This window comes from Salimicrobium halophilum (assembly GCF_900100295.1).
Lineage (GTDB): Bacteria > Bacillota > Bacilli > Bacillales > Halobacillaceae > Salimicrobium > Salimicrobium halophilum.
The window spans coordinates 409,423-424,766 of sequence record NZ_FNEV01000002.1 but is presented as its reverse complement, the minus strand read 5'-3'; the positions used below and the strand labels follow the sequence as shown (position 1 = coordinate 424,766).

Genomic DNA, 15,344 nt, shown 5'->3' with positions numbered 1-15,344 from the left:
GTTTATTTAAGTTTACGTAGTTCTTGTTTGATTTCGGTTTTGGACTTCGTCTGATCATCGATATCTTTGATCTTTCTGGCTGGAGATCCGGCGACAAGTGTATTCGGAGCTACATCTTCCGTAACGATCGCACCGGCTGCAACGACAGCACCTTCTCCCACAGTAACCCCTTCGAGGATTACAGCGTTAGCACCGACGACTACTCCATCTTCCACAACTACAGGTTTAGCGGAAGGTGGCTCGATGACGCCTGCAAGAACGGCACCTGCACCAATGTGACAGTTCTTCCCGACTGTCGCACGACCGCCCATCACTACGTTCATGTCAATCATCGTTCCTTCTCCGACAACGGAACCGATGTTGATAGAGGAACCGTACATGATAACAGCTCCATCCCCGATTTCCACCTGATCACGGATGATTGCGCCAGGTTCAATGCGGGCATTCACATCTTTCAGATCAAGAAGCGGAATCGCAGAATTACGACGGTTATTCTCTACTTCATAATCCTCGATCTTATCTTCATTTTTATCAAGAACCGATTTAACCGCATCCCATTCACCGAAAAGCACGCCGGATTCCCCGGAAATGAAGTCGCGTACCTCACTGCCAAAATCGATGTCAGAAAGGTGGGCCCCTTTTACATATACTTTCACAGGAGTGGATTTCTCACTGTTAGAAATAAAGCTGATGATTTCATTTGCATCCATCTGATTCACAAAAACGCCTCCTTATGTATTCTTTTCTTCTCTACTTTATCAAAGCACTATAATGCTGACAAGAATGAAGTAAGGAGAAGTCTCCTTACTTATTCTTTGACTCATGATAACTTTTGCTTACATTTTTTAATATTTCTCTGCGGGTCACAATGCCATCAAACTCTCCGTTTTCTCCTGTAACGCATACGAAGGGATGATCGATCAACTTGTGCAGAGCATCTATAAAAGTGTGGTCTTTCTTCAGACAGGGGATTTCCCGGTCCATCACTGTGTGAACGGCTATATCTGACAGCCGCTCCATCTCGAACTGCTCCAGACCCAGTGCTTCCTCCAAAATTTTCGTTTTGCTTATGACGCCTTCGAATTGAAAGTGGGGATTTAAGACGGGGACAGCGGAGTAGCCCGTTTTGATGAGGACAAGCAGTGCGTGCTCGAGGGGATTTCCCGACTGCACATGTGCCACCTTCTCCGATGGAACCATGAGCTCTTCCACGAGCAACATCTCATTTTTTTCTCTTTCCATTTGTAACATTTTCACTTCACTCCTTACTATCTTTCCATTACAGGAGTTCTTCATCTATAGTATCATATTCTTTAAGTAAAAACGAATGACGCTTCCTGCTCTCTCTATATTCCTTTTTTAAGGAAATCATAAACCCCGTTTCCCTTTCAAGAGAATGGAGCGTATAATGGGGGAAGATGAAATTTAGGAGATGATCATTTGGAAACACATATATTCACGAAAAAAGAAGAAATCGCGAACGCTATAACACATGGGATCGGTGCTGTACTCAGTATCGCTATGCTCTCCTTACTCGTGACGTTTGCAGGTATGGGTGGAAACGCGTGGAAGATCACCGCTGTAGCCATTTACGGGGCGACGATGCTTCTCCTGTTCCTTTCATCGACGCTCGTTCACAGCTTCCCCCAAGGGAAAATAAAGGATCTGTTCGAGATTTTCGATCATGCTTCTATTTACCTGTTTATCGCTGGAACCTACACCCCTATTCTTCTCGTACCTTTGCGTGGAGAACTCGGCTGGACACTGTTCGGTGTCGTCTGGGGAGCTGCTGTGCTCGGAGTCGTTTTCAAGATTTTCTTTGTGAAGAAGTTTGTCGTCCTCTCCACTCTCCTTTATGTACTGATGGGTTGGATGATCGTATTTGCTTGGGAACCTCTCACAGCTTCCCTTGCTCAGGGAGGTGTGAACCTTCTGATAGCCGGTGGTCTCGCTTACACGATAGGCGCCATCTTCTATGTCTGGAGAGGATTCACGCACCATCACATGGTATGGCACCTGTTCGTTCTAGCAGGAGCTGTGCTTCACTTTGCAACGATCTTCTTCTATATCATCTGACATGGTTAAAAAAGCTTGAGAGAATTTTCTCTCAAGCTTTTTTGATTAAAATGGGAATTGATTCAGCCACTGGCCTCCATCAAGAGTCACCACTTCTCCGTTCATATAAGCAGCATCTTCAGATAAGATGAATCCGGCAAGCTTAGCGATTTCTTCCGGAGTGCCGAGGCGGCCCAGCGGTACGGAATCGAGTGTCCGTTGATAAGCTTTCTCGGATTGGAACAATTTATCTGCTCCTCCCGTCCGTTCGATCGGTCCTGGTGCAATGGCATTGATTCTCATGCCGTAGCGTCGTCCCCACTCTACTGCCAGTGTTCTCGTCATAGTAAGAACGCCTGCTTTGGCGGATGCGGAATGGACGACACCAGCGCCTGCATTCCAAGCATATGTAGCGACCATATTCAGGATGTTACCGCTTCTTTCCTTTTCGATCCAATAATTGGCGACTTCCTGACTGCAGTAAAATGTACCGTTCAATACGATATCGATGACTGACTTCCATCCATTCGGTGACATATCTTCCGCTTTCTGAATGAAATTACCTGCTGCGTTATTGATAAGATGATCGATTGTCCCATAGGACTCATGGGTTGTTTCCACCATTCGCTTCACGTCTTCCGGATCACGGACATCCATGACAATTCTCAAGATCCGGTCCTGATCCTTCATTTCTTTCATCGCTTCATCCAGTTTCTCTTTATTCCTGCCGGTGATGACTACGTTCGCTCCCTGTTCATAAAAATGACTCGCCATGGCAAGCCCCATACCACTGGATCCACCAGTTACAATAACTGTTTGATTTTTCATTATTATCAACTCCTTCTCTTTACTATATTTCGCCAAACAAAAATGAATACCTGCTCATTTTTGTTATTTCGACATTTTTGTGAAGCATCGAAGCCACTCTTTCTTTCGTGATACAATATAGTCGGAAAGAAGGGATACATATGAAACGGATAACAGGACTTCTTCTCCTTCTCCTACTGACTGGATGTGGAGGAGAAGATATCGAAACGAATATGTCCAGGGAAATCATAGAATTATCCGCTGTCAATCAGCACCATGAACAAGTCAATGTGGAACAAGAAATGGAAGGCGAATATTGGATCACGAATTTGATATTCACAAGCTGCACTACTGTGTGTCCGCCTATGACCGGGAATATGGCCCGACTTCAGAACGAACTTGAAGAAGAAGGATTAGATACCAGACTCGCTTCGTTTACCGTAGATCCTGACACAGACGACGTGGAAACCTTGAAGGATTTCGCTGAAGATTATCAGCCGGATTTCGATCGATGGAGTTTTTATACAGGGTATTCCTTTGAAGAAATCAAGGAGTTCTCCATCAAGTCGTTCCAATCCCCTCTGCAAAAGCTCGATAATTCCGATCAATTCGCTCATGCTACGGGCTTCTTTCTCGTGACGCCTGATGGTGAAGTCATCAAAAACTACCAGGGTACGAACTCCGAAGCAATGGAAAAGATCATCAGCGACCTGAAACAGTTAGACAAATAGCGATAAGTTTTGCAATATTACCGGGGCACCTATACAATAGAAGCAAGATGTGAAGAAAGGAGAAGATTATGAAAGAAAAGTCACCCCGCCTTCTGGAAATTGCGGAATCTTTATTCATCGTCAACCGTCACGCTAAAACGGCGCCCGACCCGAGACAGTTATACGAGTTGAAGAAACAGACCGTATCGAAATTATTGAAGGAAAAGAAAGCGAAAAAGATTGGTCTGCATTACTCCAACCACCCCCGGTTAAGCCAACAACACTCTACTCTTCTGATTGAGGTGGCTGGGTATTATTTTCACATACCTGCCGAAAAGAAAGACTTTGATGAATTGCAACACTTGGGAAAAGTCGACACCAGCTACCGTAACCCTAAGCCGCAACGTTCTCTTTCAAAATCGAAACGCACCCTTCAGCAATACCTTGGGCGTCATTCCTCTCAACCTTCCAGAGTCTCCACCTACGGAAGTATGCTTGGAAACCAGCGAGTTGTGCCCTGGAACCAGCGCGTTCGCAGGTAGAATCATTATCCACGAAAAAGAAACTCTTGCTCACTGTTCAAAAGGGAGAAGAGTTTCTTTTTTTGATTCCCACACATTCATGGGTACTTCACTATAATATTTGACGATCGATCACGTTTACCAGATCCACGATCTCAGGCTTTGATACTTGAGCATCAGCCCCGACTTTTTCCCCTTTATGACGTAGGTCATCTGTAATTAGGGAGGAGAAGATGACAACAGGAAGATGACGTAACTTTTCTTCTTCTTTTACCAGCTTGGTAAAATGGTGACCATCCATTCTCGGCATTTCGATGTCTGTGATGATCAACTGGTATTCCTCTTCCGGTTTCTTCCCTTTTTCCAATAGAGTCATCAGGTGGTCGTGTGCTTCCTGTCCATCTTCGAAAACGACAGTTTGTTGATAACCTGCTTCTCCCAATGTTTCCTGGAGCATCGCCCGAAGAAGGCCGGAGTCTTCAGCTATCATGATGCGCTTCGAGGACCGTTCCCTTTCCCCTAATACTGTCATCTGTTCCTTATGAATCGTGCTTTCCGGACTGATATCCGCGACAATCTTTTCGAAATCAAGCAGTAGCAGCATATCTTTTTCCCTTTTGATGACACCTGTCAGCTGTGTTTCGAGGCTTTGGTACATTTTCCCCGGCTTCTCGATCTGCTGCCAGGAAATCCGGTGAATCTGTGTCACATTATGTACATGGAAAACGATTTTCGTCTGGTTGAATTCCGCTAGAATGAACTTATCATATTTCGGATTATCGGATGCTTCGAAACCGAGCGCATGAGCCAGGTCCACTACTGTCACCACTTCCCCTCGGATATCAATGATCCCCTCTACAGAAGGGTGAGAATGAGGTACTTTCGTCACTTCCGTCGGCACAAGGATCTCTTTCACCTTGATCACATTGATACCGAAGCGGTTCTTCCCTATGGTGAACTCGACGATTTCTAATTCGTTTGTTCCTGTCTCTGTCAATATCCCTTCATTCACTGCCATATGTATCGCTTCCTCTCTTTCAAAATCATACTTTCTTTATGTATCGGCCTATTTTCCTAAGTATTAATCGTATCCCATACAAAAACCTGCGCCTCTCTATTCGAGAAAGCGCAGGTTCTATGGTATTATCAGTTTGTCAGTTTTTTGTATCCAATTGCTTCATGTGCTTTTCATCAATCTGTTTTTCGATCTGTTCGAGTTGTTCTTCATCTTTGAGCAACTCTTCTTTGTTCTCACGGACAAGATCCTTGAACGATAATCGTTGTGGTCTCATAGCAGTTCACTCCTAACGTTAATAACCTAAACAAAGTATAGAATGAGCCTATCCGAAAGAAAACTAAATTGTTTGAACATTTTGTAAACATTCAGAAAAGGTGGAATAGAAATGGAACATCTATTAAATAAGGAAGTGAAACAGCTGCAAATTTCAGGCATCCGCCAATTTTTCAATATGGTTCGAGATTATGAGGATGTCGTTTCTCTCACCATCGGCCAGCCTGACCTTTTCACTCCACAACCGGTCAAACAGGCGGCCATTGATTCCTTGAACCAGAATAAAACGGTGTACACCCCTAACGCCGGTCTTCCGGAATTGAGAGAGGCTATCTCGAAGGACGTGAAAAAATACGGACTTTCTTACGACCCTGAGTCCGAAATCATCGTAACCGTGGGGGCCTCAGAAGCTATTGATATCAGCCTGCGTACCATTCTCGAACCAGGAGATGAAGTTCTTCTACCTTCCCCTGTCTATCCAGGATATGAACCTCTCATCCGATTAGCAGGAGGGGTTCCGGTACATGTTGACATAAGCACGTACAATTTCGTTTTGACGAAAGAAGCGATCAGTGAAAACGTTACTTCTAAAACAAAAGCTGTCATTATGCCTTATCCTTCCAATCCGACGGGCGTTTCTCCTTCAGAAAAACAGTTGAGCGACATTGCTGAATTTTTGAAAGAGAAAGAAATGTTCGTACTCGCGGACGAAATTTACAGCGAACTCGTATATGACGGACCTCACCTTTCTCTCGCTTCCTTTGCCGGCATGAAAGATAAAGTCATTGTAGTGAACGGGGTAAGTAAATCTTTTTCCATGACCGGCTTTCGGATAGGCTATGTGTTAGCTCCCGCATGGATGAGACAACATTTGCTGAAAGTCCATCAGTATAATGTCTCCTGCCCCTCTTCGACGAGTCAGTATGCAGCACTTGAGGCTATCAGCAACAATCAGTCAGCCATTAAGAACATGAGGGATACGTACAATGAACGTCGTTCTTTCGTTCTAAGTAAGTTGGAGGAAATCGGGCTTTCTTATGTAATGCCTACTGGAGCATTCTATGTGTTCATTCACTTGCCTTCTGAAAAATCCACGTTCGACACCGCGGTAGAACTGGTGGAGCAAGCCGGGGTGGCACTGGTGCCGGGAAGCGCCTTTTCGGAACACGGTGAGGATTATATGCGATTATCTTACGCTTATGACATGGAAACGTTGAAAAAGGGGCTCGACAGGCTCAAAAATTATATAGATTGGTAAATGTAGGTGTGGCACGGAAAATATGCTATAATTAATACAGTATGATCAGAAGGAAGGAAGATCTTATTGTCTACTAAAGCAAAAAACGAATGGCTGGAATGGATCAAAGCCATCCTCATCGCTCTTGTACTGGCATTTCTATTACGAAACTTTTTCTTTGCCACCTCTATTGTTGAAGGCGCGAGCATGGACCCTACTTTAGAAAATGGAGAGCGTGTCGTGTTCAACAAAATCGTATATCATCTGGATGAACCAGACCGTAACGACATCGTAATCATTGAACGCCCCGCGAAGAACTACGTGAAGCGCGTCATCGGAGAACCCGGTGATCAAGTGGAAGTCAAAAACCATGAACTTTACATCAATGGAGAAAAACAAGCACAAGACTATCTCGATAATCAATCTATTCAGGCGACAAGAGACTATGGGCCGGTAGAAGTTCCTGAAGACCATTATTTCGTCATGGGAGATAACCGGGCAGTCAGTAAGGATAGCAGAAACGGTCTGGGTCTTATCAAGGAAAGTGAAATAGTCGGAAGAACCGAACTGGTCATCTTTCCGTTTGAAGAAATGGGAAGAACCCAGTAGGCACCTCCCTCTTCGAAGAATAATGATCGAGATGAACCCTGAACAGACCGTTCAGGGTTTTTTTACGAAAAGAGTTGAGACATAAAAAAAAGAGTGCTGCATATGCAACACTCTTCGGACTGGATCACCCGTTATCAAGGATGACGAATCCGATAAGTCCGATAAGAACAAACAATAGAATCAGAAACATTACGACTTCCATCGAGCCGTTCACCTCCTAATTTATGTACGTTTCATGCAAGAAGAATTAGGTAATACTTAAGTACTTGAACTATATCTATTTTAACCGTTTTCGATTGGGAATGAAAGAGGTGGAACATGGGCGATAAAATATTTTACTTTTTTTGTGGTTGGTTTATCATAGGCTTCATCCTTGTACCGCTCGATCTCGTGCCTCCCTGGCTCGAGTGGGCGAACAGTGTATTTCTTATTGTAGCTGGGGTTGTTGCGGTTTTCTACTTTTTACATACATACGGGACGAAAATCGGCTACCTTTATAGTATATTCGTTTTCATCGTCAGTATCGCAGTCGAGCAATACGGTGTACAGAGCGGATTGTTTTTCGGGAGTTATGAGTACACGTCACGCTTCGGCATAAAGATTTTCGACACTCCAGTGACTATAGGTTTTGCCTGGCTCTTAGTAATGGGATGCGCAGATGTACTGGCCAGAGGAATCACCTCCTCCCGTCTTTTTCTACCTGTATTAGGTGCTTCGGTCGCTGTCACGATGGACCTCATCCTCGATCCTGTAGCTTTCAAAGTGAAAGAATATTGGATTTGGACAGAGGGCGGTTACTACTATGATATTCCTACTCAGAATTTCATCGGCTGGTTCATCCTGGCTTTTCTGTTTCAAGCCTCCATCTCTTTCGCTTCCACCCGTTTCCAGAAAGTGTGGCAGACACGGATGAGCCTTGTATTCCTCGGCATGATCCTGATGTTCAGTGTAACAGCTATCTTCGGCGGACTTATAGCAGCGCCGATTCTGGTGCTCATCCTCAGTACAGGATGGTACGTTCTATTTTTGAAAAGGAGAAGACTCTATGCTACAGACAGATAAAAAATGGTGGGTGGAAGCAGGTTTCAGAAAAGTGAGCCGGCTTCTGATCCGAAGGGAATTCCGTAAAGTGTATGTGCAACTCCCGGAAGTTCCTGTGCCCTCTTACGGACTATTTCTGATGAATCATTCGAGCTGGTGGGACGGATTGCTCGTGCACTTGCTGAATGACAAAATCCTTCGTACTGATGGACATATTATGATCGATCAGGAAGGATTGGATCGGTTTCCCGTATTTCGTTACGTCGGGGGATTTTCTGTAGACAGATCATCGCTTCAGCATACGAAAGCATCCCTCTCTTATGCAACCGAGCTGTTGAACGACAGAAAAGGGGTATTTTTGTTCCCCCAAGGAGAAGAACAGCACTTGGAAACCAGACCACTTGAGTTCATGAAAGGCGCAGGAGTTCTTATGAGAAGAGCTCCTGAAGTTCCAGTTACCCCCGTTGTATTCTTTTATTCTTTCGGTCATCACAAGAAACCTGAAGTATACATACGAGTGGGCCGGCCAAGGTACGAGCCCCTCTCCCTTCAGGAATGGGAAACGGTACTGGAACAGGAACTCGATGGATTGAAGGGGAAAGTTATCAGTGAAGAGATCGAGACTTTCGAACCTTTACTTTGAAGGAGGGGAATGACGTATGGATTTACTATTTTTAATTGGAGTGGCCGGTCTATTTCTTTGGACACTCCTCAACCATTTCTTCCTTCCTTCCCTCTCCCCTCGGCCTCTTGACAAGCACCCTTTCGTTTCGGTGCTTATCCCTCTGAGAAATGAGGAGGGAAACGTGGAAGCTCTCGTGGATTCGTTGAAGCGGATCACCTATACGAACATCGAATTCGTTCTTCTCGATGACCAATCCGAAGATGATACGCACACGCTTTTACAGACACTTACTAAGCAAGATGACCGTTTTCGAATCGTCCGGGGGAAAGGGCTGAAAGAAGGATGGAACGGAAAAGTGTATGCCTGTCATCAACTATCAGGATATGCCAGCGGAGATAGCCTGCTATTCCTTGATGCGGATGTACGTATCTCACCGGGAGCCGTAGAGAAATTCCTGGCGCTTCAACGTCAAAAGAACGCGGCATTCATCTCAGGGTTCCCTGCTTTTCTGAATTCCTGTCTGCTCGGTCATTTGCTTGTACCAATGCAGCATTTCGTCATTTCACTTCATCTCCCTCTGTTCTTGGCCAATAAAACGAACATCCCAATGTTCACGGCAGCATTTGGAGGGTGCTTGTTCATCGACAGAGAAGCTTATGACGACATCGGTGGACATACGAAAGTATACAACTCTCTTGTGGAAGATGTTCACCTTGCAAAAGAAATGAAGAAGAACGGAAAACGGACCATACTGGCAAACGTCACTTCCGATATCAGTTGCAGGATGTATACGACGAACAGGGACGTATGGAGCGGTTTCAAGAAGAATATTTTCCCCGGTCTCGGTAGATCTCTCTTTCTGGCCGCTGGCGTCATGCTTTTTTACGTAACAGTCTTTCTATTCCCGTTCATCGCTGCGGTTGTAGCAGGCGGGTACTGGTGGTACGTCTGCCTGTTGCTTATACTTTTGAAGATGTTTGTAGACATTCGTACGAGCCATCCGTGGTGGGTATCCTTCTTCATCCCTTTCTCCATCATCTCTATGGTTGCTGTACTGCTAGCATCCATCTCGGTCGACCGAAGGAAAAAACAATACGAATGGAAAGGACGGACCTACTCATGAAAACAATAATTATAGGAGGCGGGCTGGGTGGATTGGCAGCAGCCACTACGCTCGCGGCTCACGGCGTCGAAACAGTCCTGTTCGAAAAGAACGACCATTTCGGAGGAAAAATGAAGCGTGTCGATATCGATGGTTATCACTTTGATTTCGGACCGAATACCATCACGATGCCATATGTTTTCGAAGATATCCTGCGCATGGGAGGGATGGATAATAAGCTGAACTATCGTCCTCTCGAAGTACATACACGCAATCAATTTCCTGACGGGACAGTCTTCGACCTTTCCTCCAATCGTGACTACATGATACAACAACTATCAGCTTTTGACTCAAAAGGGGCTAAAACATATGACCGGTTCCTTCAGGACATTACCCGGCTTTTTCATACGTCGTACGCTTCCTTTCTCTCGAGAGCGTTCACTTCCCGGAAAGACTACCTCTCGCCCTCTCTTTTGAAAGAAACGATGAAAGTACGACCTCTCATGAGCATGGACCGGTTCTTCAGCCGGTACTTTTCTTCTCCTTACGTCCAGACGGCCTTGAATCGATACGCGACTTATGTCGGGTCTGATCCCTACCGCGCACCTGCGACGTTTGCCATGATTGCTTATCTGGAATTGATGGAGGGAGTTTATTATGTCGAAGGAGGCAATACACAAATTGCAGAAACGATGACGGTTGCAGCCAGAAATGCGGGAGCTTCCCTCCATTCGGATACAGAAGTGAAGTCTCTCCTCAAAGAAAAAGACCACATCCGGGGAGTGGTCTTAGATAACGGAGAGCATATAGAAGCGGACAATGTCATCGTGAACGGCGACGTTGGTCAGGCGCTTCCCGCTCTTTTAGGGGAAAAACAACCGAAGTATGATCCTTCGATTTCCGCTTTCGTAATTCTTGCGGGACTTGATGGTTCTCTTCCGCTTCACCATCACCATCTGTTGTTCTCAGGCGATTATAAAAAAGAATTCACCGATCTTCAATCAGGACGATATCCTGAAGACCCTACCATTTACATTTCTACATCGCGCAAATCGGATCCTGACGTCTCTCCGGACGGGGATAATTGCTTCCTTCTTGTGAATGCGCCTCCTGGAAAAGAGGTCGATGCGGAAAGGTATAAACAGCTCATCTACGATAAATTGCGTAACAATGGTATTCCGATAGCTTCTTATGTAAAAACAGAACGTATATGGACCCCTAAGGATATTGAGAAGCAGTTCTCGAGCTTTCGTGGTGCGTTATACGGTCCGAGCGTGAACAATAAAAAACAGGCCTTTCTGAGACCACGTAACAAGTCGGACCGATTTCACAACTTATATTTCGCTGGGGGGAGCACCCATCCCGGTGGAGGGTCTCCTATCGTCACGCTAAGCGGACGAAACGTAGCAAATCATATTCTTGGAAAACTCACTTGAAGAATCGACAGAGGATTATTGCAGCTTCGCAATAATCCTCTTCTTCTCTTCTTCCTCTACAAAGGCCCGCTTCGTGAACACATCATACTCTTCCCGCCGGACAGCATCCAGGATACTCATATATAAGTATGCCGCACCTTTGACAGGCAGCCGGGACGTAAGCGGATAATAAGAGATGGTGGACATAGCACGGGAGTAGTAATTCTCGGCCTTTTGTGCTAAATACTCCCACGTATCTATGAATGCAGGAGTGATTTCTCTATGTTCCAATTGCTTTTTCGTATATCCGAACGACTCGTATGTCTCCTTCGGAATATAAACCCTGCCTTTTTCCAAATCTTCTCCGATATCCCTCAGAATATTCGTCAATTGCATCGCATAGCCAAGGTGAATCGCATCCTCTTTCAATACCTCGTATCTACCGGGAGCAAGAATAGGAAGCAACATCAACCCGACTGTGCTCGCAACATTATAACTATACTCCAATAGTTCATCTTCTGTTTCGATTTCTACCCCAGATAGGTCCATCTCCTGTCCTTTGATCATATCGTAATAAGGTTCGAATCGGATATGGAACTTGGAGCGGACATCGTGGAGAGCCACCCAAAAGGGTCGTTCTGGTACTGATTCGTCTCTTTCAAAACGATAAAGCTCTTCTTTGATTTCTCTGAGATGCTCGGCAGGGGCATCCCCTTCATCGACTACGTCATCGACATAACGACAAAACCCGTAAACCGCCCATACGGCCCTTTTACGATCTTTAGGCAAGTAAGAAAAAGCTTTTGCGAATGTTTTGGAATATTTTTTGATAATACTGTGACATTGTTCATATGCCTGATCTATATCCACTAGCTTCACCTCAATTGTACATGACCTCTTTGGAAAGTTCGTCGGCCAGTAATTTTGCTCCCTGCATCACAATCGGTACCCCTCCCCCTGGGTGGATAGAGGCTCCTACGGCATACAGGTTCTCGACTGGGTATGGCCGAAATTGTGGACGGAACATCCCGGATTGGCCCAGGGTCGGACCGATACCGAAACTGCCGCCTTCATATAAACCGGAAATTTCTGCGTCTTTCGGTGTTCGTATCTTCCACCATTCTATATGCTGGCGCAGGTGAGGGAAAGCTTTTTCTTCGAGTATATCTATCACATAATTACTCAGCACTCCCTCTTTTTCATAGTTTATCGACGTATCGGCAGGAACCGGGACAAGTACATACAGCACTCCTTTCCCTTCCGGAGCAAGGCTTTCATCTACGACGGATGGATGAAAAGCATAAATCGAGGGTGTATCAGGTACCTGCTTCGTCTCAAACACTTCCTTCATATGTGAACGGAAGTTGTCGGTCATGAAAAATTGGTGAACCGGCTGGTCTGAATATATTTTATCGGTGCCAATGTAAAACAATAGACAACCGGAAGAGGGCGTATAGGTTTTGTTCAAACGCAAACGCTCAGGCAGCATAGTATCCATCAGAGGAAAGTCCCCATTATAGATGACTTCATCAAATCGTCTTTCTCCATCCGCTGTCTGGACTCCTACGGCTTTCTCCTTCTCAATAAGTATGTGCTGAACCTCCGTATTGGTCTGAATCTCCACTCCTCTTCGTTCAAGCTCTTCCGTGAGGATATCGATCAAATGAGCGTAGCCACCCTTTACATACCAGATGCCTTCCAGATGTTCACTCAGAGCGATAAATGAGTAAATGGAAGGAGATTTAGACGGATTCCCACCGATATATAAGGACTGCAGACTATAACTATCGAGGAGCATATCGGAAATGAAGTACTTACTCATGAAGGCCCGAAGAGATTTATAAGCCTTCATCCCCCACAATAATTTAAGTATATCAGGGTGAAAGAACTTTTTCTTATCAGCGAACGTCTGACCAAGAATTCTTGATTTCCCCATTTCAAAGTAAGGTCCCATTTCTTTCAGGAATTCAAGGAACCCTTCTCTTTCCTCCGGGAAAACGGAAGAGAATTCCTCAAGTTGTTTTTCTTCACTCTGGAACTTACGGAAAGTGGTTCCATCCGGAAAATGAACGTGGTACATAGGCTCCATCGGAATGAGAGGTATACGGCTCTTTTCGATTCCTGCTGCTTCCATCAATTCTAATAGGAGGGACGGCAATAGTACAATGGTAGGTCCCTGATCGATTTTGCTTTCTTCGTGCGTCTCAAATGTCATCCGTCCGCCTGCATGACTATTCTTTTCAAGGATAGTAATATCGCGGTCCTTCTGTTTGGATAAGTACAATGCTGTCATCAATCCACCTATACCTGCGCCGACTATCGTGGTTTTCTTCATTACGTTTCACCGATCCAATCAGATGTTATTTTAGCGGACTCTAAGATGGTAGGAAGACCGCTCCCCGGGTGTGTCCCTCCTCCGACAAGCCACAGATTCGCCAAATCATCGAACTGATTGTGCGGTCTGAAATACATCATTTGGGAGAGTTGATGCCCAAGGCTGAAGGTAGCCCCTTCATAAATCTCGAAAGTCTGCTCCCAGTCTTTCGGGGTGATGATTTTCTTGACAGTGATATGATCTCTGATATCGGAGAAGCCGCTCTCTTTTTCAAGGCGGTCGAGGACGACGGCTTCCACTTCTTCTTTTTTAGCTTCCCAGTCGATGCCTGATTGATTATTCGGCACCGGTGCCAGGATATAGACGGCAGAGTGCCCTTCCGGTGCTAGCGTGTCATCCGTTACGCTTGGGTTATGAATATAAATAGATGGTTCATCAGACAATTCCAGCGTCCCAGTCAGCTCTTCTACATTTTTTTTATAGTCAGAGGAGAAAAGTATCGAATGGTGGGGCATATCATATAGTTTATCAACTCCAGCATAAATCATGAATGTAGAACAGCTGAATTTCTTCTTCTCCACTTTCTTCTTCTTGTATTTCTTCAAGGATCCGTCATCGATCAATTTCGTCATCGCCTGAGCAAAGTCCGCATTGATGACAAAATCATCCGCTACGACCCGTTCCCCTGATTCGAGAACAATCGCTTCCGTCTGCTTCTCTTTCGTCTCTACGCTTGCCACGGCCTGTCCAAGGTGAATGGTTCCTCCGAGTTCTTCGAAAACCTCAGCCATCGCCCCTGATAATCGGTTGACGCCACCTATGGGGTGATAAACACCGTATTCATGTTCCATATAGGATAAAATCGAAAAGGCACCTGGACATTCCCAGGGAGACATCCCCAAATATTTTGCTTGGAAAGAAAATGCTATTTTCAGCTTTTCATCATCAAAATAATCGGACAATACGTCGTACACCGATTTCCCAAGGGACAATTGCGGGAGCGCCTTCAATACACGAGGAGCCAAATAATCCCGTAGTCGATGATGTCTAGTCTGCAAAATGGGTGTAAGACGATCCATTTTCTTTTTATTGTCTCTCATGAATCTGAGATAGCCGCGTTCATTTCCCGGGAAATGTCTGGAAATGGAAGCAAGCATCTTGTCCTGCTGATGATACATGGGAATCTGTTTTCCTTCCCATAATAATTCATACATAGGAGTTAGCTGCTTCAAGTCCATATAATCATTCATATCTCTACCAGCTTTTCGGAATAATTCTTGAATCAAATGGGGCATACTAAGGAACGTGGGACCTATATCGAATGAATAATCTCCCAGCTTCCATGCACCATTTCTTCCCCCTACGCGGTCATGCTTTTCATATACATGAACGTCATGGCCTTCTGCAGCAAGCAGCATGGCAGATGCAAGTCCCCCCGGCCCGGCACCGATGACGGCTATTTTCTTCATATCTGACACCTCTCTCTATCTTCGTACTACACACAGTACCCGATTTATTAACTCTTTAGTCTTATTTCTTGGAGGTGATGCAATGGGTTATGTCCGTTATTCCTACAAACGAATGTTCAATCCTGGG

17 protein-coding genes are annotated in these 15,344 nt (G+C 45.2%); 9 read left to right on the top strand and 8 right to left on the bottom strand.

The features are described from left to right. Positions 1-2: 2 nt before the first annotated feature. Both dapD and cbpB read right to left on the bottom strand, forming a co-directional pair. A complete protein-coding gene (gene dapD, locus BLQ44_RS05680; RefSeq protein ID WP_093192890.1) occupies positions 3-719 on the bottom strand; it encodes a 2,3,4,5-tetrahydropyridine-2,6-dicarboxylate N-acetyltransferase in 717 nt (238 codons plus the stop codon). Between the two features lie 85 nt (positions 720-804). Next, a complete protein-coding gene (cbpB, locus tag BLQ44_RS05675; protein ID WP_093192889.1) occupies positions 805-1,251 on the bottom strand; it encodes a cyclic-di-AMP-binding protein CbpB in 447 nt (148 codons plus the stop codon). Between the two features lie 189 nt (positions 1,252-1,440). On the opposite strand from cbpB, the gene trhA reads away from it, so the two are divergent. After that, positions 1,441-2,076 (top strand): PAQR family membrane homeostasis protein TrhA, encoded by a 636-nt coding sequence (trhA, locus tag BLQ44_RS05670; protein ID WP_093192888.1) that lies wholly within the window; start codon positions 1,441-1,443, stop codon positions 2,074-2,076. A gap of 45 nt (positions 2,077-2,121) precedes the next feature. On the opposite strand, the gene fadH is transcribed toward trhA, so the two are convergent. Continuing rightward, positions 2,122-2,883 carry a 2,4-dienoyl-CoA reductase gene (fadH, locus tag BLQ44_RS05665; protein WP_093192887.1) on the bottom strand — a complete coding sequence of 254 codons (762 nt, stop codon included), beginning with the start codon at positions 2,881-2,883 and terminating at the stop codon, positions 2,122-2,124. A gap of 140 nt (positions 2,884-3,023) precedes the next feature. Between fadH and BLQ44_RS05660 the strand changes: the two genes are divergently transcribed. Both BLQ44_RS05660 and BLQ44_RS05655 read left to right on the top strand, forming a co-directional pair. Then, positions 3,024-3,593, top strand: a complete 570-nt coding sequence (locus BLQ44_RS05660; RefSeq protein WP_093192886.1) for an SCO family protein — start codon at positions 3,024-3,026, stop codon at positions 3,591-3,593. A 68-nt stretch (positions 3,594-3,661) separates the two neighbouring features. Further along, entirely contained in the window at positions 3,662-4,114 is a 453-nt protein-coding gene (locus BLQ44_RS05655) for a YkyB family protein (RefSeq protein ID WP_093192885.1), read from the top strand. 91 nt (positions 4,115-4,205) lie between these two features. Here BLQ44_RS05655 and BLQ44_RS05650 read toward each other — a convergent pair whose 3' ends face one another. Both BLQ44_RS05650 and BLQ44_RS05645 read right to left on the bottom strand, forming a co-directional pair. Then, on the bottom strand, positions 4,206-5,111 hold the full coding sequence (locus BLQ44_RS05650) for a chemotaxis protein (RefSeq protein WP_093192884.1): 906 nt from the start codon (positions 5,109-5,111) through the stop codon (positions 4,206-4,208). A 136-nt stretch (positions 5,112-5,247) separates the two neighbouring features. After that, entirely contained in the window at positions 5,248-5,385 is a 138-nt protein-coding gene (locus BLQ44_RS05645) for an FbpB family small basic protein (RefSeq protein WP_093192883.1), read from the bottom strand. A 111-nt stretch (positions 5,386-5,496) separates the two neighbouring features. Between BLQ44_RS05645 and BLQ44_RS05640 the strand changes: the two genes are divergently transcribed. The 6 genes from BLQ44_RS05640 (at position 5,497) to BLQ44_RS05615 (ending at position 11,434) form a co-directional block, all read left to right on the top strand. Then, positions 5,497-6,642 carry an aminotransferase class I/II-fold pyridoxal phosphate-dependent enzyme gene (locus tag BLQ44_RS05640; protein ID WP_093192882.1) on the top strand — a complete coding sequence of 382 codons (1,146 nt, stop codon included), beginning with the start codon at positions 5,497-5,499 and terminating at the stop codon, positions 6,640-6,642. A 66-nt stretch (positions 6,643-6,708) separates the two neighbouring features. Further along, the gene (gene lepB, locus BLQ44_RS05635) at positions 6,709-7,230 is read left to right on the top strand and encodes a signal peptidase I (protein WP_093192881.1); all 522 of its coding nucleotides are present in this window, start codon (positions 6,709-6,711) and stop codon (positions 7,228-7,230) included. Positions 7,231-7,548: 318 nt separating this feature from the next. Then, complete coding sequence (locus BLQ44_RS05630) at positions 7,549-8,292, top strand: carotenoid biosynthesis protein (protein ID WP_093192880.1); 744 nt, start codon at positions 7,549-7,551, stop codon at positions 8,290-8,292. Further along, positions 8,276-8,914: a lysophospholipid acyltransferase family protein gene (locus BLQ44_RS05625; RefSeq protein WP_093192879.1), complete on the top strand. Its 639-nt coding sequence runs from the start codon at positions 8,276-8,278 to the stop codon at positions 8,912-8,914. The genes BLQ44_RS05630 and BLQ44_RS05625 overlap by 17 nt, the downstream gene beginning before the upstream one ends. Positions 8,915-8,930: 16 nt before the next feature. Beyond that, entirely contained in the window at positions 8,931-10,019 is a 1,089-nt protein-coding gene (locus tag BLQ44_RS05620; protein ID WP_093192878.1) for a glycosyltransferase, read from the top strand. After that, positions 10,016-11,434, top strand: a complete 1,419-nt coding sequence (locus BLQ44_RS05615) for a phytoene desaturase family protein (protein ID WP_093192932.1) — start codon at positions 10,016-10,018, stop codon at positions 11,432-11,434. The genes BLQ44_RS05620 and BLQ44_RS05615 overlap by 4 nt, the downstream gene beginning before the upstream one ends. A 15-nt stretch (positions 11,435-11,449) precedes the next feature. Here BLQ44_RS05615 and BLQ44_RS05610 read toward each other — a convergent pair whose 3' ends face one another. From BLQ44_RS05610 to BLQ44_RS05600, 3 genes are read right to left on the bottom strand one after another with little or no spacing between them, the layout of a single operon-like run. Then, entirely contained in the window at positions 11,450-12,283 is an 834-nt protein-coding gene (locus BLQ44_RS05610; protein ID WP_322787516.1) for a phytoene/squalene synthase family protein, read from the bottom strand. Positions 12,284-12,293: 10 nt separating this feature from the next. Beyond that, positions 12,294-13,748 carry a phytoene desaturase family protein gene (locus BLQ44_RS05605; protein ID WP_093192876.1) on the bottom strand — a complete coding sequence of 485 codons (1,455 nt, stop codon included), beginning with the start codon at positions 13,746-13,748 and terminating at the stop codon, positions 12,294-12,296. Continuing rightward, the gene (locus tag BLQ44_RS05600) at positions 13,748-15,217 is read right to left on the bottom strand and encodes a phytoene desaturase family protein (RefSeq protein ID WP_093192875.1); all 1,470 of its coding nucleotides are present in this window, start codon (positions 15,215-15,217) and stop codon (positions 13,748-13,750) included. Before BLQ44_RS05600 ends, BLQ44_RS05605 begins: the two co-directional genes overlap by 1 nt. Between the last annotated feature and the right edge of the window lie 127 nt (positions 15,218-15,344).

Bases quoted from the DNA above. Each gene is read 5' to 3' on its own strand.
- fadH (WP_093192887.1), bottom strand. From the start codon at position 2,883: ATGAAAAATCAAACAGTTATTGTAACTGGTGGATCCAGTGGTATGGGG.
- BLQ44_RS05625 (WP_093192879.1), top strand. From the start codon at position 8,276: ATGCTACAGACAGATAAAAAATGGTGGGTGGAAGCAGGTTTCAGAAAA.
- BLQ44_RS05600 (WP_093192875.1), bottom strand. From the start codon at position 15,217: ATGAAGAAAATAGCCGTCATCGGTGCCGGGCCGGGGGGACTTGCATCT.
- BLQ44_RS05620 (WP_093192878.1), top strand. From the start codon at position 8,931: ATGGATTTACTATTTTTAATTGGAGTGGCCGGTCTATTTCTTTGGACA.
- BLQ44_RS05655 (WP_093192885.1), top strand. From the start codon at position 3,662: ATGAAAGAAAAGTCACCCCGCCTTCTGGAAATTGCGGAATCTTTATTC.
- cbpB (WP_093192889.1), bottom strand. From the start codon at position 1,251: ATGTTACAAATGGAAAGAGAAAAAAATGAGATGTTGCTCGTGGAAGAG.
- BLQ44_RS05605 (WP_093192876.1), bottom strand. From the start codon at position 13,748: ATGAAGAAAACCACGATAGTCGGCGCAGGTATAGGTGGATTGATGACA.
- BLQ44_RS05660 (WP_093192886.1), top strand. From the start codon at position 3,024: ATGAAACGGATAACAGGACTTCTTCTCCTTCTCCTACTGACTGGATGT.
- BLQ44_RS05630 (WP_093192880.1), top strand. From the start codon at position 7,549: ATGGGCGATAAAATATTTTACTTTTTTTGTGGTTGGTTTATCATAGGC.
- BLQ44_RS05645 (WP_093192883.1), bottom strand. From the start codon at position 5,385: ATGAGACCACAACGATTATCGTTCAAGGATCTTGTCCGTGAGAACAAA.
- BLQ44_RS05615 (WP_093192932.1), top strand. From the start codon at position 10,016: ATGAAAACAATAATTATAGGAGGCGGGCTGGGTGGATTGGCAGCAGCC.
- BLQ44_RS05640 (WP_093192882.1), top strand. From the start codon at position 5,497: ATGGAACATCTATTAAATAAGGAAGTGAAACAGCTGCAAATTTCAGGC.
- BLQ44_RS05650 (WP_093192884.1), bottom strand. From the start codon at position 5,111: ATGGCAGTGAATGAAGGGATATTGACAGAGACAGGAACAAACGAATTA.